This window comes from Paenibacillus sp. B2(2019) (assembly GCF_008370385.1).
In the GTDB taxonomy this organism is placed as follows: Bacteria; Bacillota; Bacilli; order Paenibacillales; family Paenibacillaceae; genus Paenibacillus_AQ.
The window spans coordinates 366752-389303 of the sequence record NZ_VTZR01000025.1 but is presented as its reverse complement, the minus strand read 5'-3'; the positions used below and the strand labels follow the sequence as shown (position 1 = coordinate 389303).

The following is a 22552-nucleotide window of genomic DNA, read 5'->3' as shown; positions in this document are numbered from 1 at the left end:
TAGTGCGCCCCCAGCATGATATAGTGGGGGCAAGAAAATTTGATTTTCAAAGAACTGAGATAGCCCATGCCAGTGGGCTATTTTTCGTTGTCGTGTTCAGCAATTTGCTTGTAATCCACGATTACAGGAGCATTCTCGACACTGGCTATCATGTGGCCATCTTCGTCTAGAACGACATACTCCGAATGAACATGGTCCTCATACTCAGAACCAACCTGCTTAATCTCAATTACTTCATGGCTATCAATCTCGGTTCCAACTTCAAATACTCGTGTAGGATTACTAACCACTGTTAACTTTTGAATGATTTGCATAAGCTGCCTCCTTTCATATGTACTTGATGCGTCAGCCGCATCTTGGAATCCCGGACGGAGGAAAGGTTATTTCTAAGGTCCGACATTCCAAGACAGGGGCCGAAGCCCGTGCCTGTCCTTCTTAAATCTTTGCTGCTGCTGCCATTTGCTGAATAACTGAGCGGCTGTATAGTTTCCCTTCAAAAGGAACCAAATCTTCCTGGCTACCAGTGATCGCACAGCCGGGTGCATACTTGCGGAAGATGATCTTGTCGTCGTCAACAAAGATCTCTACAGGGTCTTTGATCTCCAAATTCATAGTGCGACGTAATTCAATAGGGATAACGATCCGTCCAAGCTCGTCCAATTTACGTACAATTCCAGTTGATTTCATATTATTAGCCTCCGTAAGATTATTTTTTAGAGTTTATTAATGCATTTGAATCTCAAAGGGTAACCTTGTGCTTTTCACGCTTCGGGTTTAGAATGGACATCAAGAGATTCTCTAACCGAGATTTCAAACCAAGTGACTGCCCTGCCAGGCGGTCATTTTTCATTTCTACTTCAGCGATGCGGATCATATTATTCAGATAGTCTTCAACATCCTCAATCCTTCCTGGTAGAATCACATCCGGATTCTTCCGGATCATCTGCAGGTTATGAGCTGCATGCTTACCCGCTTCTCTTGCCTCAGCAACCAATTGTTCTCTTTCCAAAGCGCTCCCTCATTTCAAATATTTTTTAACTTTTAGCTCAGCTCGATGCTCCTTCCAAGTTCCCAACCAACTAAAGGAATACTCTTTACATAGCACTGCAGCCAGATGAGTCAGGGCCGTGATAGCTTCCACCGTTTCCATAAGCAGTCGTTTTATTTGATGTCGCTCTGCATCCGTTATTTGTTCATTAGTTTTGCTGATTGGTGCTTGTCCCGATGCCACAAGTACTTCCTTCATCTCCTCGACAGTTTTTATTAGGACGCTTGCTCTATGCAGATCCACATTATCCAGCCAAGGTGAGAAGGCTCCCCCAGAAACATCTGCTACTGCTGCCAAGAAAAGCTGTCCATCATCGTAGTGCTCAACCGCTGCCTTCATGACTGGCCTAGAAGCTTTACGCGTTCCTTTAACGATTTTCCCGATTTGAGAAGCATCGACATTAGCTACTTTTCCAGCAATATGCCGGTTATCACCAGCACGTTTCAATACGTCTTGTAGTGCAGTTCCAAATTGTCCGATTGCCAACTAGATTTCAACTCCTTTGTCCGTTTTATGGGATGCTATCGGACAGAGGCCTGATGTATGATGTTGTTAAGCGATTCCCCTTACCGCAATCCCTGCCCGCCGCTGCCGATAAAGCTCGGCGGGTTTTCTTTATCCGATTGCATGTCTGCGTTTAGCTTTGAAATCTTCACCAGCGTTATTATCGATCCACTCGGTGTGTTCATCGATCCACCGAAGTAACATAGCTGTCGGTATCCGTGGATTACCAAACTCACGATTCACTGGAAAGTCTGGACGTCTCATAACCTCAGTGGCTGTTGGTCTGCTAATGTCCAGAAGTTCCATGAACTGCTTAATGCTAAGCACTGGCGGTAGTGAAGTCGGGATTTGTACTGCGTAAACTTCAATTGCTCGAGATACAACCTTTTCAAGCAACCGTTCTAAGTCATCGCTGTCCATCACAACTATGGACATTTAGATCACCTCCTTGATTCAAATATGTTCCTTTAAGGAACTTTCGTCTTCAAAAAAATTTTCCCATGGAAATTTAAGAACACTAGCAATAGCTTTTGCAGCGGGAACAGCAGGAGTTTTAGTACCGACTTCAATATTTGTATAGTAACTCCGCGATATACCTGCTTCATCAGCTACCTGCTCATGAGTTTTACCTAATGTCTCACGAAGTTCTTTCAACCAACTCCTCATCCAGCATCACCTCCATTGTTCCTTTAAGTAACTTTATAACTTGATTATATGTTACTTTAAGAAACATGTCAAACATAAATGTTTCTTTTAAGAACATTTATATCAAGTTTCTTTTAGGAACATTATAATAGTCTTATCTTGTATAGTTGGGGTTGTGTACATGGAAATAGTAGGGAAACGAATAAAAGGTGAACGAGAGGCCTTAAAGAAACAGGATCAAAAATGGACTCAAGAATTTGTTGCAGATCTTATTGGTGTTGCTAGGGTAACCTACACTGCTTATGAAAATGGAACAAAATTACCACCAGTAGATACATTGAATAAAATAGCTGACACATTTGATTGTGACACTGATTTCTTAAGTGGAAGATCAAATATACGCAAGAAGCCTGAGAGCAACCTTACTTTCTACGGTGGGCCAAATGACTGGACAGAAGAGGAATTTAAAGCGGCTGATGATTTTATAAAGGAAATCAGAGAGGCACGACAAAGAGCTTTAGATAAAGCAAATAAAGAGCAGAAATAAAGAGGTTTTACACATAGCCAGCAATGGCTTTTCTTTTACATACAAAATAGAACATATGTACGCTAATTGGAGGATTTAACATGAACTTATCCAAATACTTCAAAACCCCGTTGGAACAAACTATTGAAAATCACTACCTCTCCAGGGCTATATTGGTACCAAACGATTTGACTATAGAACGAATTTCTGAAGCTTTTAATGTTGAAGTGCATTTCAAAAGCGTTAAATCTTTTTCTGATAATGAATTATGTGTAATTGTTATCAACCAACAGGATGAACGCGATGTACAGCATAAAACATTCTTCCACGAGCTTGGACACGTGCTCCGCCATGTTGGGGATCAGCGTCAAATTTCGGAGCTTTTCCAGCAGATGCAAGAAGCTGATGCCGAACGATTCAGTCTTTACGCAGCCATCCCCTTTTTCATGCTTGAAAAATTGCAGCTCCCTGCTTTCGAAGAAGAAGCGGCAGGTATAGTTGCAACCGTATTTCAGGTTCCTCCAGAATTCGCACTGTTGCGTCTGAAACAGATTCGCGAGCGTATTGCTAGCGCTGAATTCATGACGGCTTTTACATATACTGCTGTGGCCAAGGAAAACACTTTACCATACACGACAACTCCTGAGCCAATCATACGAGGTGTTTACGGGCTTGACGATTTATCTAGACCCCACACGCTTATCATTGAACAACGTGGAGGTTTTAAGTGGGATCAGCCACTCTACATCGAGGTTAATGGAACCTTTAAAAGCGTGGATGTCCATCCAAACTCTAATCGGAATAGCGCTGTTGTTCGTTCAAGTGATCTTTTAATCCCTCCGAGCCGTTCTGGATACGTAATGATCGACATGGAGCGAATTGCTTCTCGACTTGGACAAAACGCAAACAAATTGTTTCTAACCATAGAAGCTTTAGAAGATGCTATTAATTTTTAATTTAGGAGGACCTACTCATGGCCAGCGTATTTAAAATACCTGCAAAGAACAAACAAGGCTACAAGTGGAAGTGTGTCATGGAGGGTCCTCCTGATCCGGTCACAGGCAAGCGCCAACAGGTACCGAGGGTACGTGATACTCAGAAGGAAGCCATCGCCGCAGCTCAGGCAGTTGTGGATCGTATGAAGGGTGGAACCGATACAAAGCGAGCCAAAAAAATGAAATTCAATGAGGCTGCTCAAGAATGGCTACAAGATTATATTATTACTAGCGGAGTTAAAGGAAAAACTGTGGAAGCTCATGTGTCCGACATTAATTTACTGAACAAATATTATGGTGGCGCTAATATCGATAAAATAACACATAACCAACATCAAAAAATGCTCAACAATTTGTTTTCAGAAGGATATGAGATAAACTCCATCTATCGTTATCACTCAACAGCAAATTTAATATTCAAATGGATCATCAAAGAAAATTTACGCATTGATAACCCTTGTCAAAACATAAAAATGCCTAAAAAACAACAGACAGTTTTAGAAGCTAAAAACAACGCACTGGAAGAAAAATTTCTGGAAAGAAGTGAAATTGAAGAATTTCTGGAAGTACTACAAAATCACGGTTTAGGTGATGATCTAGAGACGTTTTATTTTTTGCTGTTTAGCGGAGTGCGACCAGGAGAATTTTGTGCTTTAGAGTGGCCTGATTTCAACTTCGAAACTCATGACGTTCATATTTATAAAACTCTTCACTTTCCTCAGGGTGGAAGTGGCGCATACCAATTAACACCTCCAAAGACTACCGGATCCGTCCGGACCTTTGATGTGGATGAATTCATCGTTGAGATGTTTAAGCGGTTAAAGGTAACACAGTCCTCTCGACATAAAAGATACAAGGAGCTCCACGATGACTTTGTAGAGACTCAGTTTATTTTGACCAATAACAACGGAACACCTTTTACAAATTGGAAGTTAGTTAACCGCATGGCTCGGCTAATGAAATTAACAAACATCAAGAAGCACGCAACTCCTCATATATTTCGACACACGCACATCACGATGCTAATCGAAGCAAGTATAGCCTCTGGCTCTCAGATTGATCTCAAAACGATTATGAAGCGTGTAGGTCACGATGATGCAAAAACCACACTCAAGATTTATACCCATGTGACAGAACGAATGATGCAGAGCAGTAGTGACAAACTAAAAATCCACTTCCAAAACATATTAACTCCCAAGGATCTGCCGAGAATGTGATTTTTATGTGATTTCAAGATAAAAAAAAGACTCAAAATCCCTAGTAAACACTGATATATCAAGGTTTTTTGAGTCTTATACAATTTATTATATTAATATATTGGGGCAAACCGCAAGCATGCGTGTCCTTTCGAAAAAAAATGGGTCTTTATTCCCCTTATTATTCCAAAATTTCAGTATGTATAAAGAAAACCCCCTCACCGTTAAGTGTTGGGGTTCATCCAGAAATATAAGGACTTGATTAGCGACAGTTTCTTGTTGTAGGAGGATTACCGATCACTCCAGGGTACTGGTAAGTAAGGGGCTCATCAAATGTAGCATAATCAAAATAAATCATAAGTAATACAGTACGTTGACCAGTTACTGGGTCACTAATAATAATGTGGTCACGGCCCGCAGCTTCCAGCACACCCTTGTAAACTTTGGCATTCCACTCTTTGTTATTTTCATAAGTAAAATAAAATGTACCTACTTTGCCTAAATTCAGTCTGAAAATATTTTCGATATACGATTGTTCAAACTGTTGAGGTGGGTTTTGAACTACAACCCCTCCTGGTGTCATCGGACTTCCACTGCTAACTTGTGGCGGCATGCTACCCATGCCTTGCATTCCTTGCATTCCTTGCATTCCTGTAGACATTGGCATTTGCATACCTGAAGAAGAAACACTACCAATAGTATAAGTGACGGGACGGTATGGTTGAACGATCATTTAATGAAACCTCCTAAATGTTTATCGGAGCAGCTGCTCCCTTTGGACACAAAAGAACTTTTACACTAGCTTACTGAGAGAATTACTCATAATAATGAGTAATTCTCTTTTACACAGTTACCCTGTTAATTACCAATAAATACAGCCGGGCAATCTTCTCCAGTCGGAGTAAAGAAGCAATGAGCTTTAAAGCGGCCTGTGTTTTGTTGGTTATACCAGGTTGGAGGGCAATCTCCTACAGGACGGAAGAACCATAAAGCATTGGTCGCTGGCCATGTTCTTTCACCTGCAATTGCACGTTTAGCAAGACGGATGTCTGCTTCTCTTGCTCGTTGATAGAAGTAGCTTTTCTGCGGGGCTTCGAATCCTCCTGGACTTTGATAGACCATGTCATTCACATTACGAATGTTCAAAAAATCAAGGCAATTGCCAAGAATCCGGTTGACACCAACATTGCCGACCATAAGCATACCGAGATCTCCATCTTCCTCAGCTTCCGCTCTCATCAACCGCGCTAGCACCTTCACATCTTCCGAGTTCGTTTTGATGACGGCCACGCTGTCTCCTCCTTGGGGTTGCTTCGTTAACAACCTCGTTCTTAACTGCATGGTGTATTGTATGTGCATTAGCCCAAGAGGTGACAGTTCCAACCTAATTTTAAAGCCATTTGCATTCCGTTTAGTTGCTAAATAGTCCGCAAATAAAAACCATCCCTCTGCTCCGTTGAATGGAACAGAAGAATGGTTTAAGAATGAATGTATAGCTAATGACTACTCCGCTGTGGAGTATTGTGGTTGTCGCTCAAATCCGTGATATCTGGTTCCTTGATAGGTAAGCATGCCTTTATCACCTTCTGCACTCATTCCATATTCATGGCCATCTACTTTAAATTCAATTCGACTGCCCCCATTCAATTCGTACGTTAAGTAGTAGGTTGTACTTGTACGACTTGAACCATTATCTTCTTGAACCTGCTGCTGCCTTATTTCACTCCGCTTGCTGACGATACGGGCAGGGATGGTTAGCATGGGCGAGCTATTGTTCCGGCTCCATTGAAGCAAACCCCTGCCTGCTGATAATGCAAGAATACCAACCATTACAATGAGAAATATTGGCATCACTGTTCCAGAGAAATCAAACATCCATGAAAGATCCGGGCCCATTCCCATGACATTTTCCCCCTTCATACCCATTAATTCAACCCTTAACTTAGCTTCAGGCACTTCTGTACATGTATATGCCTCTTCTAGTCCAGAAAGCATTAAATTAGTAAGACTTCATGCAAAAAGACCACTTCGTTTTCTTAGAAATCAAGAAATCGAGTGGTCTTTAATCATAATTTTGAGTGATCAGATTAAGCATGAACGAGGTCTAGCAATTGCTTCGTTTCGTCAGTCTCAACATCTAACATACCATTGTCTGCCCAGCATGCTCTGCATTGTTCTTCCGTTTCACACAGGTGAGCGTCATCACAGTTGTAGCAAAGTTGCAGCAGGTTTCTTGTCATATAATCTGTTTCAAAAGTTTTCATTGTAATCTCTCCTATTCGAAAGTTAAGTTTGTGAAAATTTGAACTTGTTCTATGTGTTAAATATATCACACGATCATTTAAATGTCATGTGATTTTTTTCACATCTATAAAGAAAATTTTAATTAAGTTTTTTCCTTATATTCAATCAATCAAAAACATATTGATTTAGAAGTTCATTCTTATTCAAAAAAAGCTGTTTCAAAAGTATTATCCTCTACTTTTGAAACAGCTTCACTTCACTTTACATCACACGCCAACTAATCCCACCATTTGTAGTTTGTAAGAGGAGCGAGCGTTTTTGTTCTTTTTTCTCAAGTAAAAGCCATCCCACCTCTGTGGAAATAAACTCCATCTTAATCGTCTCAGGATATTCCTCAAGCTTAGACTGCAGAACACTGCTCTCCTTAAGAGGGAGCCAAGTTTTCCCTTGGTTAACGGTATGGTAAAGAGTATCACCAATAATGGCCCAACCAACTTGCGAATTCAGAAACGTCGGAGCGCTCTGATGATTCCCTCCGGTTGGACTCTTTAATTCAAAGGGTGTAAATTTCCAGTTATCTCCACCATTAGCGGTAAAGTAACCGTGGTAAGTAATCGTCTTATTTTTATCATTTTGGCAGCCCACAGACATCCAACCATTAGTCTTACTAGCATCGAAGAACTCTGGTTTGCCAGTAATGACTCTGTCACAGCTTTCCAGTTGTTCATTTACCAGAAAAGACTGTCCTGGATTCCAACTCTGACCACCGTCCTTAGTTATAAAGATCTTAGGAAGGGCACCGGTCTGCAAAGTCACAAATCCTTCTACACGACTCTTGAAGATCATTCCAGTACTTACACCTGTGAACGGGATCGAATGATTGGGAAGGTTCGGATTATACTGTTCATTCTGCATCACTTCTTCCCATGTGGCCCCACCGTCTGACGTTGAATAAATCGCCTTGCTTTCCTTATTTGGAGTAGCGTTCGCAGAGGTCATTAGCCATCCCTGAGTTGGTGAATTGAAATAAACGGAAGATACATTATTATCATCACCTAACGAAGAGATTTTCCAGCTTTTTCCTCCATCTGTGGTTCGTAGCACTATATTCTCTGTCGTACCAAATGCACTTCTTATAATCCAACCATGGTTAGAGTCAGTAAAAAAGATGCCTTTTCCATAGACAGGTGTGGACAGGAACTGCACATTGGGTGCAGGAGAAATATTAGCCCAGGTCGCCCCGTTATTATGGGTAACGTACAAACGAAGTTCATTTTTTGTTACACCCCATACCATGCCCTCTGTCTCACTAAGCAGATGAAAACCCGTAATTCGAGTTTGAACCTGATATTTCGGGCCACTCTCTTTGTTAGTATTGTTACTTGGTGTTGTAATCAGAGTAATCGTCTGTCCTTCTTCCGGTGCTTCTGTAGGTTGTGGCTGTGGAGAAGGCTCCGGTGGTGGTGAAGAACATGCTGAGACTATCCACGCTAAAAAAAATAGCATCATAAACATTCTTAGAGTTTTCAATCCAGCGGTTCTAGATGTCAATGCCCTCTCTCCTCTCAATTGGAATCTTATTTATGATTTAACTTACTATTACGGTAGCCGTATAGAAAATAGATCAGAAGTCCAAGACTCGTCCAAATCAGAAACCCAATCCATGTCTCACTTCCTAGATTATACATCAAATATCCGCATGTTGCCGCACTTAGCAATGGAATGAAGGGTACCCAGGGTACTCTGAACCCTCTTTTCATATTGGGATGAATAACACGCAGGGCAATTACCCCCAAAGAAACGACAAAGAAGGCAAACAGTGTTCCAATGCTTGTTAAGTTAGCCAATCGATCCAAAGGAATAAAGCCCGTTAATACAGCTATAATGATCCCAACCATCCACGTACTACGAATAGGTGTCTGTGTTTTAGCATTGATCTTAGACAATCCTCGTGGTAAAAGGCCATCACGTGAGATTGCGAATAACAGTCGGGTTTGACCGAACAGCATTACGAGCAGTACGGTGGTCATTCCCGCAATAGCTCCAACAGAGATTAGACCCGCTATCATATCTTGATTTACAACACGAAGCGCATAAGAAACGGGATCACTAACATTGAGATCCGTATACGGTATAATACCTGTTAATACAAGTGAAACTAGGATATACAATACAGAACATATAGCAAGGGATGAAATAATCCCTATAGGCAAATCGCGCTGTGGTTGCTTTACTTCTTCTGCAGCAGTCGATAACGCATCAAAACCTATATAGGCAAAGAAGACAGTTGCCGCACCGTTTACAACACCTTGATAGCCAAAGGGTAGAAATGGAGTCCAGTTCTCTGGTTTAACATAGAAAAATCCAGTTACGATAAACAAAAGCACCACAGCTATTTTGATAACGACCATAATCGCATTAAAACGAGCAGTCTCTTTAGTTCCCCGTGTTAGTAAGTAGGAAATTAGTAAAATGATTATTACTGCTGGTAAATTAATAATGGTACCTGCTTGCGCATTATACGCCCCGGATAGTGCTGTAGGAATATGGATACCAAAGCCCTCTAAAAGTCCCTGCAAATAGCCTGACCATCCACTGCTTACTGCAGCTGCTGCAACGCCATACTCTAACACAAGGTCCCAGCCTAAAATCCAAGCGAGTAATTCTCCAAAAGCTACATAACTATAAGCATAGGCACTTCCGGAGACCGGGATGGTCGATGCAAACTCTGAATAACAAAGGGCTGACAGTACGCAGGCAAACGCGGCTAACAGGAATGAAATGACAAGGCCAGGACCAGCGTGTTCTGCTGCCGCTACTCCTGTCATTACAAAAATACCAGTACCAATAATCGCTCCTACACCTAGCATGGTTAGATCCAGCGCACCAAGTGTTTTGTTCAACTTGGTTGCACCCGAGTTTGAAGGTGCGATTAGCGGTTTTTTGCGAAATAAATCCATTCTTACATTCTCTCCTGTCTAGTCTTGTTGTCAAATTGATTAGAGAATTTCTATTAAGTATGCCCAAAATGGGGTAATGCATTAAATAAGACCTGCTTGAAAACAATATCGTTAGCGATTATGATGGACAAGATTAAAAGCTAAAAATTTTAATTACTGAGGAGATGGAATCATGGCCCCCCCGAAACCCAATCGTGTCGTAGTCATTGGTACTGGAGCAGTTGGTACAACAACAGCCTATACATTACTGCTACGGAGACGTATGCCTGAGCTCGTACTTATTGACGTTAATCAAAAGAAAGCCCTTGGAGAAGCATTGGATATGAATCACGGCATGCCCTTTGTTGGTGGTGTGAAGCTATGGGCTGGTACATATGAAGATTGCCGGGAAGCGGATATCATCATTGTAACTGCCGGTGCATCACAAAAACCAGGTGAAACCCGGATAGATCTTCTCCGCAAAAACATTTCAATTTTCAAAGATATCGTTCAAAAGATCACCAAATATAATCAACATGCGATACTACTTATTGCAACTAATCCTGTAGATATTTTGTCATATGCCACTTTGAAAATAAGCGGTTTTGATCGCAGAAGAGTCATCGGTTCCGGAACGGTGCTGGATAGTGCACGTTTTCGCTACCTGATTGGACGCCACAAAGAAATTGATCCACGCAGTATTCATGGTCAGATTATCGGGGAACATGGAGACTCGGAACTTCCTGTTTGGAGTCTAGCAAATGTTGCCGGGATTGATCTCGGTTTTGACGAAGCAGAACAAGATGAAATATTCCAGGATACTAAGAATGCCGCTTATGAAATTATTGATGCCAAAGGCTCAACCTCTTACGCAATAGCATTAGCACTAGATCGTATTGTAGTGTCCATTCTTCATAATGAAGGCTCTGTATTGAACGTATCTACTTTATTGAATAATTATAACGGAGTTTCGGATGTCTACCTTGGCGCCCCTTGCGTCGTAGATCGGTCCGGTGTACGAGAAGTACTAGATCTTCCATTAAATGAGACAGAACGAGCTCTATTCCAGAAATCGGCCGAGAAGCTTAAAGCTGAGATAGCTAAGCTAGAACTATAAGCAAATGAATACATGGGGCTCTCCCTGTTGTCATGATACATGGCCGGGGATAGCCCCTTTTTCACGAAAAGAATTGCACTTTGAATTCAATCAAATCTGGACTTGCAATTTCGACATGGCTTCTTCCTTCTCACGGCTCGTGATATGCGTGTAAACCGTTGTTGTCTGAATGGAAGAGTGCCCCAGTAGCTCCTGAACCGTCCTCAGATCCGCACCTTTTCGTAGCAGCATGGTAGCGAAGGAATGTCGTAGCTTATGGCTGGAATAGGGTCGTCGTTGTGCAGCAGGCACATCCCTTTGGAAACGATCGAAGGTGTCCGCAGCGATTTGCTGAATGCCACGTATGGACAGCCTGCGTCCTTTTTGTGAAATGAACATAGCTTCCTCTTTACTGCGCCAAGGATTTAATCGTTCTTCTATTGCCAGATCGAGAAAAGGTACCACATCCTCTGGAATCGGTACATTACGCCATTTACGTCCCTTACCGAACACTCGAAGGGAATGTCTTTCTACATTATAATCACTTAAATTAAGCGTGTGGACTTCCCCCACCCGAAGCCCCATATAGGACATCAGTAAAAAGACTGCTAAATTACGTCCTTTGTATTTCCCATCTATAGAAGACAAAAATCGCCCCAGATCACCTTCATCTAAGTAGACCGGTTCGCGATTGATCTCAGTTTTAGATTTCTTAATCCCAGCTGCAGGATTGGTTAGAAGCAATTCCAGCTCAATTAATGCCTTAAAAAAACAGTTAATTGAGGCATGCTTCCGGTTACGGGTAGCATCACTTACACCACGTTCACGCACTGACGTAAGAAAAGAAATAACATGTAGCTTCTTTACGGACTCTAGCTTTTTACCATTCAGACTTTCTAAAAACTGTTTTACATCCACTAAATAGGATTTCTGCGTATAGGGAGTGTAACCGGCATCCTTCATCCAGATTAAAAAAGCCTCAAGCCCCTCTTCGTAGTCTTCACTCCACTCATTCATGGCTTCGAGCCTCCCTTGTTTTCGACAATCTATTGTACCATAGAATAGCTACAAGAATTAAACTTAGCTGCTCCATTTTTCAGCATGCTTTAGCACAGCTTTTAAAAACTCTGTTAGAACAGGAGATTTCCATTTCTTATGATGATAAGCTATTTGAGTAGCCACACGCTGCGATTCATCATTCCAATTCAGCCTAGCTAACTTCCCTTCCGCTAATTCATTGCTCACTGTAATCATTGGAATAAAAGCGATGCCTAGACCCGCCATTACACATTGCTTGATCGCCTCAATACTCCAAAACTCTAACGTAGGGTCCGGAAATACCCCGTGTCTGTTTAAATGATGTTCAAATAAAGTACGGTAGCTACAACCAGTTTCCGTATGCAATATCGTTTCTCCCTTAAGATGAAACGGTTCTACCACTGGAAGACTCAATAAGGGATGATCCGGCGGAGCGATCAGGGTCATTTGTTCATGCACCAGTGTTTCTATATTCAGATCTTTATCTTCCGTCTCTGGTTGCAGTAGGAAGGCCAAATCCAATTCACCGGATCGAACTAAATCCGTTAGCTCCCAGCAGGCCCCAGGCTTCAGAAGAATTTGGACCTTTGGATATTTCACGCGAAACTCCTTGATAATGCCTGGTAAGCGAAAAGCAGCCAGAGATTCAGGTGCGCCAATGCGTAAAGACCCTGTTAGCTCACTCTCGGAGCGAAGAGCATCTTGCGCTAGAGAGTGCATTCTGGAGATCTCTTGAGCGAATGGGAGCAGACGGCGGCCTGCATCGGTTAGGATGATCTTTTTACTGATCCGATCAAATAAAGGCTGACCTATTTCAGTCTCTAACGCTTGGATCTGTGCGGTAATACTGGATTGTGCATAATCAAGCTTCTGTGCAGCTCGTGTGAAGCTACCCGTCTCCACTACGACTATAAAGGTAAAAAGATGACGTGATTCCATACGTGCCCCCTGAATAATAGTTACCCATCGGAATTTCGAATGGATACTATTCAAAAAATCTGTTTTTCCAATGGATCTATTATCTGCTACTCTATAACAAAAGACAATGAAAGCAGGATTAAAAATCATGAAAGATTCAAGTTCAACCACTTTACGAAGAAACATCGGCATGCCGCAAGCCATAGCTCTTTATATTGGCGCTGTATTGGGCTCGGGAGTCTTAATCGTTCCCGGACTGGCTGCAGAAATGGCTGGTCCCGCTTCATTGCTGGCATGGGGATTTATGACGCTGTTGATTTTGCCAATGGCCTTATCGATGGGCTTGCTCTCTGCCAAATTTCCTAACGCAGGAGGCGTGTCCCACTTCGTTACCCTTGCTTTCGGACCTAAAGCCGGATCTTTAGTGGGCTGGTTTTTTCTAATGTCTGTTCCGATTGGTGCGCCTGTCGCTGCGCTGACCGGAGCTGGTTATATGACAGCCGCAATGGGCTGGGATGAACCTGCGAGAATTACTATCGCTGCGGTGATGTTGGCCATTGGGCTAATTACAAACTGGATTGGTATGCAAGTGGCGGGAAAGGTACAAATTGCTGTAGTGATTGCGATTGTAGCTGTTCTCGTCTTCTCCTTTGCTACTGCGCTTCCTCGAATGGAGGTTGAACACTTCACTCCCTTTGCCCCACACGGATGGATGAGCATTGGACAGGCTGCAGCAATCCTATTTTGGTGTTTTATTGGTTGGGAAGCTGTCTCACATCTCTCTGAGGAGTTCAAAGATCCACAACGTGCTGCAGTTAAAGGTGTGACCATCGCTGCTATTATTGTAGGTGTTCTATATTTCTTATCCGCTTTAGCAACGGTTGGCACACAAAGCTACCTTAAAGGTGGGTCGAGTACTTCACTTGTCTGGATCATCAGCCAGCCCCTTGGACGCTGGGGAGGATTTATCGCAGGACTTACAGGTCTCTTCATCTGTACCGCCACCATTATCGCTTATGCCGGTGCTGCCTCGCGTGTGGCTTATGCGTTATCACGTCAGGGCTACGCACCGCAATGGATGGGGAGACTATCCAAACCATATCATACCCCTATCGGTGGGATAGCTTTCCTGCTCCTCTGTTTTGTAACGGTCATGTCACTGTACAGCAGCGGATTGATATCTATCACTACTTTGATCCAGTTTCCAAATGCGACATTTATCCTGACTTATATCGGAGGCTGTGCTGCGGGGATACGCCTACTTAAGGGAAGTAGATTAGGCGTAACGATTAGCTGGATCTCTTTTCTAGCTACCGCTGCCGTGTTTCCTTTTACAGGCTGGGCAATAGGCTATCCGTTACTTATTACTTTGATGTTTATTTTGATCTTCCGTATCAAACATAAACAAACGGTTGCCGGAATAAGGGATTTAAAAAATGAAATTGGTGAGGATCAACAAAAAGCATTGTAAGACTCATATCGTTTCAGTATTCGTTTAGATGGTTATGGAATGAAGAGGGTAAACTATACTATGACCAGACAAAGGAGACGATACATCATGCCAAATCAACCAAAGATTATTCTTGAGCCAGCAGCGCAGAAATTTGCCGATGATAATTCCAAACCTCCGTTCCTTCCTGATCTTGGACCAGAAAAAGGCCGTGAAACGGTAGATACTGTACAATCCAGTGAGATATATAAACCTGAAGTCGAAATTGAAGATCTTATGGTGCCAGGAGGACCTAATGGTAATGTTTCCATAAGAATTGTTCGGCCCCCTAGCTCCTCTTCCACGTCGTTGCCAGTGATCCTTTACATTCATGGTGCTGGCTGGGTGTTTGGTAATGCGCATACCCATGACCGCTTGATCCGTGAACTAGCTGTTGGAGCGGAGGCCGCTATTGTTTTTCCAAATTACAGCCTCTCTCCAGAAGCTAAATATCCTACAGCAATTGAAGAAATCTATGCTGTTCTGAAATGGATCGCTGCACAGGGTAGTGAACATGCACTTGATGCTAACAAGCTATCCATAGGCGGTGATAGTGTCGGTGGAAATATGGCAGCCGCCATTACGCTTATGGCTAAAGAACGCAGTGGTCCGAAGATAGGGAAACAACTTTTGTTCTATCCGGTAACGGATGCCTCCTTTGATACCGAATCTTATAATGAGTTCGCAGAAGGATACTTCTTGCAACGTGATGGAATGAAATGGTTCTGGGATCAATATACAACTGACCCTGAGGAGCGGAAGCAGATCACAGCCTCCCCGCTTCGAGCTAGTGTAGATCAGTTACGCGATCTACCCGAAGCACTAGTCATAACGGGTGAAGCAGATGTTCTACGTGATGAAGGTGAAGCTTATGCCGCCAAATTACGTGAAGCTGGAGTCACAGTCACGGCAGTTCGTTTTCAAGGAATCATACATGATTTCGTGATGCTAAATCCTTTAGCTGAAACCAATGCCAAAAAAGCCGCCATCAAGCTGGCGACGACATGGCTTCGCGAAGGCTTCTAAATAAATATCTCCGTTCACCAAATTAGAGAAAGCCTGCACATTTGCAGGCTTTCTCTAATTATAAGTTTAATTCTATTTCTATAGCAGAATACCTTTGATGGCCCTCCTTTTCGTAGCTCGAAACTCCCTTAATTGTGAAAAGTACTTTCTTATAGGACAGTACCTTATAATAGTTTACATAATAATGATTATGTAAACTATTATATTTTTATAAAATAAGTTTCAACAAATATGCCAAATTACCCCTCATCTTCTGAAGCTATTTCTCGCTTGAACTCACTGGTTCGACTCTCCAGATGAACTGAGCCACCATTTCCAATCTGTAAGGTCGTTCCAGAGCCAATCGATAAGATTTTAATAAATTTAATATTAATGCTTGATTCCTCAGAATCATTTAAAATCTCAACATCATCATTCACTTGGTTCGACCAGGTCGCAAGAGGGATGTCTAAGCGTAAAGCCTCTCTATTATTGCTATTAATCTCTTGTATGTTATATAGGTAATTTTCTTTACTGCCCACGAATTTGGACTGAATCCGCTCTACAGATCCACATAAGAAAATCGAACTGTCAGACAGATTATTAATGTATACATCTTGTATACGCGAGTTGTGCATTGTTAACTGCCTTTTTTGACTTGATCCGGAGCACTTGGAGTATATTCTATCACGCTGTCAAACGCCGAAGAACAATTAATCGTATGAGTATCCCCTACTAAAAATACCGAAGAACCTGATATCGAAAACACTTTTACCGCGTTTACATTTATTTCTCTGTTAATCACGGTTACTTTCATGCGGCTCCCGCCTTCCAGTTATGTTTATTTCCAAATGCCGTTCTACCGCCGTAACAATATCTCGTTTGATTTGTTCAACAATAGAAGCACTTTCCTCTTCTGTGTATCCACGCCCTTCTTCAGCGGCAGGAAGCTGGCTTACATACTCGTTAATCCGGCCATCCATCTGATTCAGCAGATCCTGGGTTACCATTTGGATATACTGCTCATCAATACTTAAGTTCTGCTCTTTTTCTAAGCGTGAAAATTGAAAAGGAACTTCCTCTTGCACATACTTCAGAATCTCTGGACGGATTTTATCCGATAATGCAGATGCAGAAGGTGTCCCCCCCTCTTGCTCCCCAATAGTCTTACCATTGATCATCGCTTCATCCAGATTATTTCCCTCATTTGGTGTAATGCCTATATTTAAAGTGCCTTCCAGCTTCTCGATTTTCAATTGTTCAAAATGATAATTTATAGGACCTATACTTGCAGTTTTATTATTCTTTATGCTATCTACGTCCCCTTTTAAATCTTGGAGTTGTTTCTCTAGCAGTTGAATCTTTTCTGCTTGTACTCTTAGTGCATTAAAGACTTGCTGAACATAATACGGGTGCATACAACCCCCTCCTATGGTTTATTGTATGCGAAGTATAGGAGCCTAATTCTAGCGGGTATATAGTTCAGTTGGTGGGGGCAAGGGTACAAGAGGTGAATCACTTACCACTGGTGTTGGCGCTGGAGGAGACTTTGGAACGTCACCAGTCTGATAACTATGAGACAAGGTATTAATTCGTCCGGATGTGCCGATCTGAAGGACCGATGAATTTGAGATCGTACCAATTTTTAGATTATTGACCGATACGCACTGATATACCGTAATATTCATATAAACCCACCCTTAAGGAGGCGATACTTGATCCACCACATCCGAATCCATTGTATTAGTACTGCTAGCCTGGTTATTCGTAATAATCGTACCAAAGGAATCACCTATGGGGAAGGAGTTGGCACCGGCATAGATTTTAGAGTTACTGCTCAAGATAACAGATGCCGTATTTCCTACTAAGACTGTGGAACTAGGGCCCACACTGTTGATTTTAATGTTGCCGATGATTGAAACCACCAAACCACTCCTCCTTTCGGAATGATAACCTATTCTATGTAGATATTCGCCCAGATGTCACTGAATAAGTCATACGCCCATACAATGGATAAAAAATGAAGGAGGTTCAGCGTTCATGAGTCCGAATAAATCGAACCCTTTAGATTGGATGAACGAAGATCCCTTTTTTAAGAAAAAGTTATCCTTAAAGTCACTTGAAGAGCAATGGAAGCTGGATCCAAGCCAGATCGATGGCTATGTTGAAAAAATAATCAAAGAAGCTACTGCAGCGACCTCTTCGTCATTTACGAACGAAACCTCAAGTCTGCAATTTGAGCATCTGGACACACATAATTATTTGATCACTAAAATCCGTATTCCAAGTGGAATTCACCCCGAAAGTATTTGGGCACAAATCAACCGAACACAAATCAAATTAAGCGGTATTAGAAAAGATCATAGCGAGATCATCCCACTCCCCATTCCAGTCAATCCGGATCAGAGCAGAGGCACTTATAAACAAGGCTCATTGCAATTCAGAATGCCGAAAATGTCAGCAGGTAAATTTAGAGATATCGACATCCGTTATTTATAAAAAAATCCTTAAAATCCCTCCTTTTTGCTCGTCCAAGTGGCGATCTCTCCTCAAAAAAACGTCTTAAAACTAAAACAGCGTATAATTTAAGTTATACGCTGTTTTTTTAGGGCGTTTTTTGCCCTTTTTATCCTTAATTTTGTCTGCAATCACAAAGGGATTTATAAGCTTCATTCTCCGAACTTTAAGGTTCCCTCGCTCATAAGATAGGGTATCAATCGCAAAGGTGGGCTATTTATGTCCAAAAACAAGCGTGGCAAAGCACTCTGGCGTATGCCATCCCGAGGCAGAGGAACATGCCTGATCTGCGGCAGCACTCGTATTAAGCTTTTGTACATCGGAAAGGGACTTTCTGGCGAAAAGGTTAACGTGTGTAAGAAATGCGAGGGTAAACAAGTAACTAACAGTAAATGAACAAATTTGTTCGAGGATTTCCTGTCATCATTTATTACAAGGCGAACGGATTACTAAAAAAGTGCAATCCTGTCATCGAACCTCGATGAAACTGAATCACACTTTGCTTAGTAATCCTCCACTTCAAAAACTATAGGAGTTCTATACGATACCGTCTTTCCTCACTCGATAAACTGAATCCGACAGATTCATAAAGATGCAATGCAGAATCATTATCTGTTAACACCATTAAATAAGCTTCTTCAAGTCCATGTGTTCTGAAATAGTTTAACGCTTGAGAAAGCATGTACCTAGCAATTCCAAATCTTCTCCACGGCTCTAGTACAAAAACATTTTCAATATACCCACTTTTCTCTTCCTGCCATACCATCAAGCTGCCTATAACCCGCTCCCCTTCTCGAACAACCATAGAGTTCCAAAGCGGATTTTGCTTAAACTGAGATAGCCGTTCTTTCCCGAGTGGGGTTTCTGGCCAAACCTCTGCTTCCAATTCTAAATAAAGATCTTCTTCTTGTGGCGTCTCCATCATCCAAGTTGCAAATTCAAATTCCTTTTTCAGTTCTGGTACGGTGTAGGAATTATCGAGAGTATGATTCATTTTAAATAAGCTATTGTATTGACAGAAGCCCTTTTCTTTTTCAAAAAATTGCGTATTTGCGATCTCCGATGCGTTATTCCCGACACATAGCGTCGTTTTGTACGCTGTTGATAAAGTTTCCTTCAATTCAAGTGCTCTCAAGAGGAGCGTTTGATACAGGCTCTCTAATAAATCGTAGTCTTCTTCTCTTTCAGGTATTGTTTTCAAATTCAAATAGATCGAATGTCTGCTTTCCTTTGAACGCCCAGGCGGCACAATATTTATGATCTCTACTTGACCTTTGGCAACCATTTTTTCATTTTCAAAGGCGCAGTACACATTCTCCCAGTTTTCCTCATCACCAACCCACCAAAAAACAGCATTTCCCCGCGAAGTAACCGAGTTATATAACTCACCCAGTAATGGCATGTCCCCTTGTTCAAAATGACGAATCGTTATTCCTTCTGATGAAAGAATCGTAGATTTTGTCAAAACAAAACCCCTTTTCATATATAAATTTTGGCATACATTAAGGGTAGCACATCTCTTCCAATTTCACTTGTTAATGAATAGTTATAATTAATTCTTATATACCGTAACATTATTCGAATGAACCCTGTCTTACTTACATAGGGGGACTGCATGATGAAGAGACGATTTTTTATAGGTATTGCTATATTTTCAATGGGTATTGTGATAGCTTTCGGGATCAGTACGATATCCAATATTCTGAGTCCATTTAAGAGTTTCTTGCTCACTGTAGATAATCAGTCGGATGATGATATTAGCTCTATTGAAATAGGTTTAATCCATACGGATTCCAAGGAATTATTTACAAGTCCCATCAAGAAAGGTGAAACGAAAAGGTTCAAACCTACACTGAGCTTAAGTGGTGAAGGTTCTATATACCTTAAGTATACTAACGCAAAAGGACAATCCACCCAAGAAACTGTATGCGGTTATACAGAGTATCTATCTGGTTATTCAACTGTCACGATTACTAATGAGGGCACAACTGTTGTTCAGCAATGTAATTAAATCCGTTCTTCTAAGAAGAAACGATAGTGTCGTCTTTTTAAGACGATAACCGTTTCTCGTAAAAATATAAGGATAAAGTATATTGTGAAACTTATACTTTATCCTTATATTTTCAAAAAAAGAGGAGGTAAACCCTATTAGGTTCACCTCCTCTTTTCATTTATGCAGCTTGCGATTATACTCCTGAACTGCAGCCCTCGAGATCATATAATAGTCGTTGAAAGACACCAGTGCGTTGCCCACAATTTTTGAATAACCACTATTTAATAGTGCGCTGATTCTTTGCTCAGCGGTCGGAATGGCCTTGGTAATCATCGCATCAACCCTAAAACAATCATAGAACTCCTTCTCAATCATAGAGAGGATCTCTGTAAGAACTCCTTCATTCTCCAATCTCGAGATCAGATCAAGCCTTAGAACACCAATCAGTCCTACCCCTTCAACGCTCTCATTTCTCGCAAAAAATTCAACAGTACCAACAGCTTTATCACTATTTTTCTCTAAAATACTAAATCGAACGTAACCATGCCCTGCATATTCATCCAGCCAGAATCGTATACAGCCACTCATCTCTTCTATCGTTTGAAAGTTAAAATCGTTATTACAGTTATCGCTATTGAAGAGCGGGATAGAAGCAGCGTCTGAATAACATTCCAGTAGGTCCTCAGCGTCTTCCTCTTGAACCAATCTATACATCAATTGATCACTTTCAAATACCGGGCATTCCTGATATGGGCCTTCTTCAAAGTTTTCTTGCTACGCATTCCCCGAAAAATTTAATTGCCAAGTCACGCCAAATCTATCCGCTACCCAGCCAAATTTCGGACTAAACGGATAGCTTCCAAGAGGCATTAGGACCTGTCCACCTTGCGCTATTGATTCGTAGACCCGATCAATTTCAGCTTCACTCTCGCAATTTACATATAAGGATATCGCTGGAGTAAAGGTAAACCCGTGCTGAACATAACTATCTATACACATAAATACTTGTCCATGCATAGAAAAGGAAGCTTGCATTACACTCCCTTCAGGTCCTGCTTCATTCGCTCCATATCGCTTAATGCTAATAACTTCGGAATCATCAAACAAGGACGTATAGAAATTCATAGCTTCTTCTGCCTTACCTTCGAACATTAGAAAAGTCATGATCTTTTGATTCGTTTCCTTCATAATTGTCCAGCTCCTTATTGTGATTTAAAGTAGATCATTTCCTATCATTAACGCTTTCGTATACTTTCAAACGGGCATACACGGTTTCGAGAACCGGATACGCGCCTTGACCCGGAACAGCCATAGCCAGAAGTGCCCCATGCAGATGGTCCGCTTCTACAGGTAGTTGCTTATGCATATCCCGATGCATGGATGAAGTAAATTCAGGTAACACAGAAAGCATCTTTTGCATCGTGGAAGCTTTATTTTCCGGTTCCACAGGCATTCCAGCATTTTGAGCCAAGCTAACAATCTCTTGAAGAAGCTGCTCATAGATTGCACGTGCTTTTGGGGAAGCAAAAATAGGCCCAACAGAGCTATCCATTAAAGTGGTAATCCCACTTAGACTAGCTACAAATATATATTTCTGCCACACTTCGCGCTGAATGTCAGAACTTAATGTCACTGTGAATCCAGCATGATCCAAATGACTCAGAAGCAACTGTGTTCGTTCTGACTCACCACCTGCCCATTCACCAAACACAATACTATGGAACGAACTGCTTTGAACGATAGTACCTGCTGAATCTAGAGTTGTTTCTATATAACAAAGACCACCCAGTACATGTTCTGGGCCAAAACGCTTCTGCAAAATGCTAAATTGATCATAACCATTGAGGAGCGGGAGGATCAGTGTATGTTCACCGACGTAGGGTTCAATGTCATTCATCACCTGAGGCAAATGGTATGCCTTGACCGCTATAATAATGCAGTCGAAGGGCTTTACTGCTTCCCTATTAGAAATCGTTCGTACAGAAGTCTGAAAATCCCCATGAACACTTTTTACAATCAAACCGTCCGCTTCTAACTGAATCTGTTTGGCATTTCGGACGAGAAAAGTAACATCTTCTCCTTTTTGAACTAGACGACCCCCGAAATATCCACCTATAGCTCCTGCACCCACGATAAGAAAACGCATAATAATCTCCCCTTCTTTTCCCTTAATTTAAACAAACAAAAAGACCTTTTAGCTATCTGCTAAACAGGTCCGAAAGGCAAAAAAAGAGTCAAGTATCGACCGTTCTTTTGTCTCGGTCCTTACGGATCTGAGCAAAATCCAACGAGTTCACCTCCATGGCTACAAGTTAATTACTATTCATTTATTAAAACCTATTAGAGCACCATTCGATGATTTATCGATACAGCCTCCCTGGAAAGTATAGCAAAAGAAA

Annotated in this window: 32 protein-coding genes; 9 read left to right on the top strand and 23 right to left on the bottom strand. The window is 41.7% G+C overall.

Annotated features, from left to right (window positions below; genetic code table 11):
• Positions 1-77: 77 nt before the first annotated feature.
• The 6 genes from PAENI_RS26970 to PAENI_RS26945 all read right to left on the bottom strand — a co-directional run bounded on the left by PAENI_RS26970 (position 78) and on the right by PAENI_RS26945 (position 2218).
• Entirely contained in the window at positions 78-314 is a 237-nt protein-coding gene (locus PAENI_RS26970) for a hypothetical protein (RefSeq protein WP_076221306.1), read from the bottom strand.
• Positions 315-435: 121 nt separating this feature from the next.
• A complete protein-coding gene (locus PAENI_RS26965; protein ID WP_149647370.1) occupies positions 436-687 on the bottom strand; it encodes an AbrB/MazE/SpoVT family DNA-binding domain-containing protein in 252 nt (83 codons plus the stop codon).
• Positions 688-739: 52 nt separating this feature from the next.
• Complete coding sequence (locus PAENI_RS26960) at positions 740-1009, bottom strand: hypothetical protein (protein WP_149647369.1); 270 nt, start codon at positions 1007-1009, stop codon at positions 740-742.
• A gap of 9 nt (positions 1010-1018) precedes the next feature.
• Positions 1019-1534: a hypothetical protein gene (locus PAENI_RS26955; protein WP_060622077.1), complete on the bottom strand. Its 516-nt coding sequence runs from the start codon at positions 1532-1534 to the stop codon at positions 1019-1021.
• Between the two features lie 129 nt (positions 1535-1663).
• Entirely contained in the window at positions 1664-1987 is a 324-nt protein-coding gene (locus PAENI_RS26950) for a DNA-binding protein (RefSeq protein ID WP_149647368.1), read from the bottom strand.
• 18 nt (positions 1988-2005) lie between these two features.
• Positions 2006-2218 (bottom strand): helix-turn-helix transcriptional regulator, encoded by a 213-nt coding sequence (locus PAENI_RS26945; RefSeq protein WP_076310590.1) that lies wholly within the window; start codon positions 2216-2218, stop codon positions 2006-2008.
• Positions 2219-2378: 160 nt separating this feature from the next.
• On the opposite strand from PAENI_RS26945, the gene PAENI_RS26940 reads away from it, so the two are divergent.
• The 3 genes from PAENI_RS26940 to PAENI_RS26930 all read left to right on the top strand — a co-directional run bounded on the left by PAENI_RS26940 (position 2379) and on the right by PAENI_RS26930 (position 4935).
• The gene (locus tag PAENI_RS26940) at positions 2379-2744 is read left to right on the top strand and encodes a helix-turn-helix domain-containing protein (protein ID WP_076220787.1); all 366 of its coding nucleotides are present in this window, start codon (positions 2379-2381) and stop codon (positions 2742-2744) included.
• An 80-nt stretch (positions 2745-2824) separates the two neighbouring features.
• The gene (locus tag PAENI_RS26935) at positions 2825-3679 is read left to right on the top strand and encodes an ImmA/IrrE family metallo-endopeptidase (RefSeq protein WP_149647367.1); all 855 of its coding nucleotides are present in this window, start codon (positions 2825-2827) and stop codon (positions 3677-3679) included.
• 17 nt (positions 3680-3696) lie between these two features.
• Complete coding sequence (locus PAENI_RS26930) at positions 3697-4935, top strand: tyrosine-type recombinase/integrase (protein ID WP_149647366.1); 1239 nt, start codon at positions 3697-3699, stop codon at positions 4933-4935.
• A 241-nt stretch (positions 4936-5176) separates the two neighbouring features.
• Here PAENI_RS26930 and gerQ read toward each other — a convergent pair whose 3' ends face one another.
• The 6 genes from gerQ to bcaP form a co-directional block, all read right to left on the bottom strand.
• Complete coding sequence (gerQ, locus tag PAENI_RS26925) at positions 5177-5587, bottom strand: spore coat protein GerQ (RefSeq protein ID WP_371916527.1); 411 nt, start codon at positions 5585-5587, stop codon at positions 5177-5179.
• Positions 5588-5772: 185 nt separating this feature from the next.
• A complete protein-coding gene (locus PAENI_RS26920) occupies positions 5773-6204 on the bottom strand; it encodes a cell wall hydrolase (protein WP_076283592.1) in 432 nt (143 codons plus the stop codon).
• A gap of 213 nt (positions 6205-6417) precedes the next feature.
• Positions 6418-6810: a DUF2500 domain-containing protein gene (locus PAENI_RS26915; RefSeq protein ID WP_188114724.1), complete on the bottom strand. Its 393-nt coding sequence runs from the start codon at positions 6808-6810 to the stop codon at positions 6418-6420.
• Between the two features lie 191 nt (positions 6811-7001).
• Positions 7002-7178, bottom strand: a complete 177-nt coding sequence (locus PAENI_RS32055; RefSeq protein WP_179085723.1) for a hypothetical protein — start codon at positions 7176-7178, stop codon at positions 7002-7004.
• A gap of 241 nt (positions 7179-7419) precedes the next feature.
• Entirely contained in the window at positions 7420-8709 is a 1290-nt protein-coding gene (locus tag PAENI_RS26910) for a WD40/YVTN/BNR-like repeat-containing protein (RefSeq protein ID WP_149647364.1), read from the bottom strand.
• Between the two features lie 26 nt (positions 8710-8735).
• Entirely contained in the window at positions 8736-10118 is a 1383-nt protein-coding gene (bcaP, locus tag PAENI_RS26905; protein ID WP_149647363.1) for a branched-chain amino acid transporter BcaP, read from the bottom strand.
• Between the two features lie 172 nt (positions 10119-10290).
• Between bcaP and PAENI_RS26900 the strand changes: the two genes are divergently transcribed.
• Complete coding sequence (locus tag PAENI_RS26900; RefSeq protein WP_042188714.1) at positions 10291-11214, top strand: L-lactate dehydrogenase; 924 nt, start codon at positions 10291-10293, stop codon at positions 11212-11214.
• A 90-nt stretch (positions 11215-11304) separates the two neighbouring features.
• Here PAENI_RS26900 and PAENI_RS26895 read toward each other — a convergent pair whose 3' ends face one another.
• The gene (locus tag PAENI_RS26895) at positions 11305-12210 is read right to left on the bottom strand and encodes a tyrosine-type recombinase/integrase (RefSeq protein ID WP_076283590.1); all 906 of its coding nucleotides are present in this window, start codon (positions 12208-12210) and stop codon (positions 11305-11307) included.
• A 63-nt stretch (positions 12211-12273) separates the two neighbouring features.
• The gene (locus PAENI_RS26890) at positions 12274-13170 is read right to left on the bottom strand and encodes a LysR family transcriptional regulator (protein ID WP_149647362.1); all 897 of its coding nucleotides are present in this window, start codon (positions 13168-13170) and stop codon (positions 12274-12276) included.
• 127 nt (positions 13171-13297) lie between these two features.
• Here PAENI_RS26890 and PAENI_RS26885 point away from each other — a divergent pair, with 127 nt between their 5' ends.
• Both PAENI_RS26885 and PAENI_RS26880 read left to right on the top strand, forming a co-directional pair.
• Positions 13298-14620, top strand: a complete 1323-nt coding sequence (locus PAENI_RS26885; RefSeq protein WP_149647361.1) for an APC family permease — start codon at positions 13298-13300, stop codon at positions 14618-14620.
• 87 nt (positions 14621-14707) lie between these two features.
• Positions 14708-15664, top strand: a complete 957-nt coding sequence (locus PAENI_RS26880) for an alpha/beta hydrolase (protein ID WP_149647360.1) — start codon at positions 14708-14710, stop codon at positions 15662-15664.
• A gap of 239 nt (positions 15665-15903) precedes the next feature.
• Here the strand turns inward: PAENI_RS26880 and PAENI_RS26875 are convergent, their stop codons facing one another.
• Genes PAENI_RS26875 through PAENI_RS26855 form a run of 5 tightly spaced genes read right to left on the bottom strand, consistent with a single transcriptional unit; the run spans position 15904 to position 17568 of the window.
• Positions 15904-16281 carry a spore germination protein GerPE gene (locus PAENI_RS26875; RefSeq protein ID WP_149647359.1) on the bottom strand — a complete coding sequence of 126 codons (378 nt, stop codon included), beginning with the start codon at positions 16279-16281 and terminating at the stop codon, positions 15904-15906.
• A gap of 2 nt (positions 16282-16283) precedes the next feature.
• Positions 16284-16460 (bottom strand): spore gernimation protein GerPD, encoded by a 177-nt coding sequence (locus PAENI_RS26870; protein ID WP_149647357.1) that lies wholly within the window; start codon positions 16458-16460, stop codon positions 16284-16286.
• Positions 16441-17061, bottom strand: a complete 621-nt coding sequence (gene gerPC / locus PAENI_RS26865; RefSeq protein WP_149647356.1) for a spore germination protein GerPC — start codon at positions 17059-17061, stop codon at positions 16441-16443. The genes PAENI_RS26870 and gerPC overlap by 20 nt, the downstream gene beginning before the upstream one ends.
• 48 nt (positions 17062-17109) lie before the next feature.
• Positions 17110-17331 (bottom strand): spore germination protein GerPB, encoded by a 222-nt coding sequence (locus PAENI_RS26860; protein WP_149647355.1) that lies wholly within the window; start codon positions 17329-17331, stop codon positions 17110-17112.
• 12 nt (positions 17332-17343) lie between these two features.
• Positions 17344-17568, bottom strand: coding sequence for a spore germination protein (locus PAENI_RS26855; RefSeq protein ID WP_149647545.1), 225 nt, complete (start codon positions 17566-17568; stop codon positions 17344-17346).
• Between the two features lie 115 nt (positions 17569-17683).
• On the opposite strand from PAENI_RS26855, the gene PAENI_RS26850 reads away from it, so the two are divergent.
• Together PAENI_RS26850 and PAENI_RS32050 are read left to right on the top strand one after the other, a co-directional pair.
• Positions 17684-18142: an Hsp20/alpha crystallin family protein gene (locus PAENI_RS26850; RefSeq protein WP_149647354.1), complete on the top strand. Its 459-nt coding sequence runs from the start codon at positions 17684-17686 to the stop codon at positions 18140-18142.
• 237 nt (positions 18143-18379) lie between these two features.
• Complete coding sequence (locus tag PAENI_RS32050; RefSeq protein ID WP_188114703.1) at positions 18380-18556, top strand: hypothetical protein; 177 nt, start codon at positions 18380-18382, stop codon at positions 18554-18556.
• 130 nt (positions 18557-18686) lie between these two features.
• On the opposite strand, the gene PAENI_RS26845 is transcribed toward PAENI_RS32050, so the two are convergent.
• Complete coding sequence (locus tag PAENI_RS26845) at positions 18687-19625, bottom strand: GNAT family N-acetyltransferase (RefSeq protein WP_316502959.1); 939 nt, start codon at positions 19623-19625, stop codon at positions 18687-18689.
• 153 nt (positions 19626-19778) lie between these two features.
• On the opposite strand from PAENI_RS26845, the gene PAENI_RS26840 reads away from it, so the two are divergent.
• The gene (locus tag PAENI_RS26840; protein WP_076283583.1) at positions 19779-20171 is read left to right on the top strand and encodes a hypothetical protein; all 393 of its coding nucleotides are present in this window, start codon (positions 19779-19781) and stop codon (positions 20169-20171) included.
• 156 nt (positions 20172-20327) lie between these two features.
• Here PAENI_RS26840 and PAENI_RS26835 read toward each other — a convergent pair whose 3' ends face one another.
• Genes PAENI_RS26835 through PAENI_RS26825 form a run of 3 tightly spaced genes read right to left on the bottom strand, consistent with a single transcriptional unit; the run spans position 20328 to position 22299 of the window.
• Complete coding sequence (locus PAENI_RS26835) at positions 20328-20867, bottom strand: N-acetyltransferase (protein ID WP_149647353.1); 540 nt, start codon at positions 20865-20867, stop codon at positions 20328-20330.
• A gap of 60 nt (positions 20868-20927) precedes the next feature.
• Positions 20928-21341 (bottom strand): VOC family protein, encoded by a 414-nt coding sequence (locus PAENI_RS26830; protein WP_149647352.1) that lies wholly within the window; start codon positions 21339-21341, stop codon positions 20928-20930.
• Positions 21342-21375: 34 nt separating this feature from the next.
• Complete coding sequence (locus PAENI_RS26825; RefSeq protein WP_149647351.1) at positions 21376-22299, bottom strand: ketopantoate reductase family protein; 924 nt, start codon at positions 22297-22299, stop codon at positions 21376-21378.
• Positions 22300-22552 lie beyond the last annotated feature (253 nt).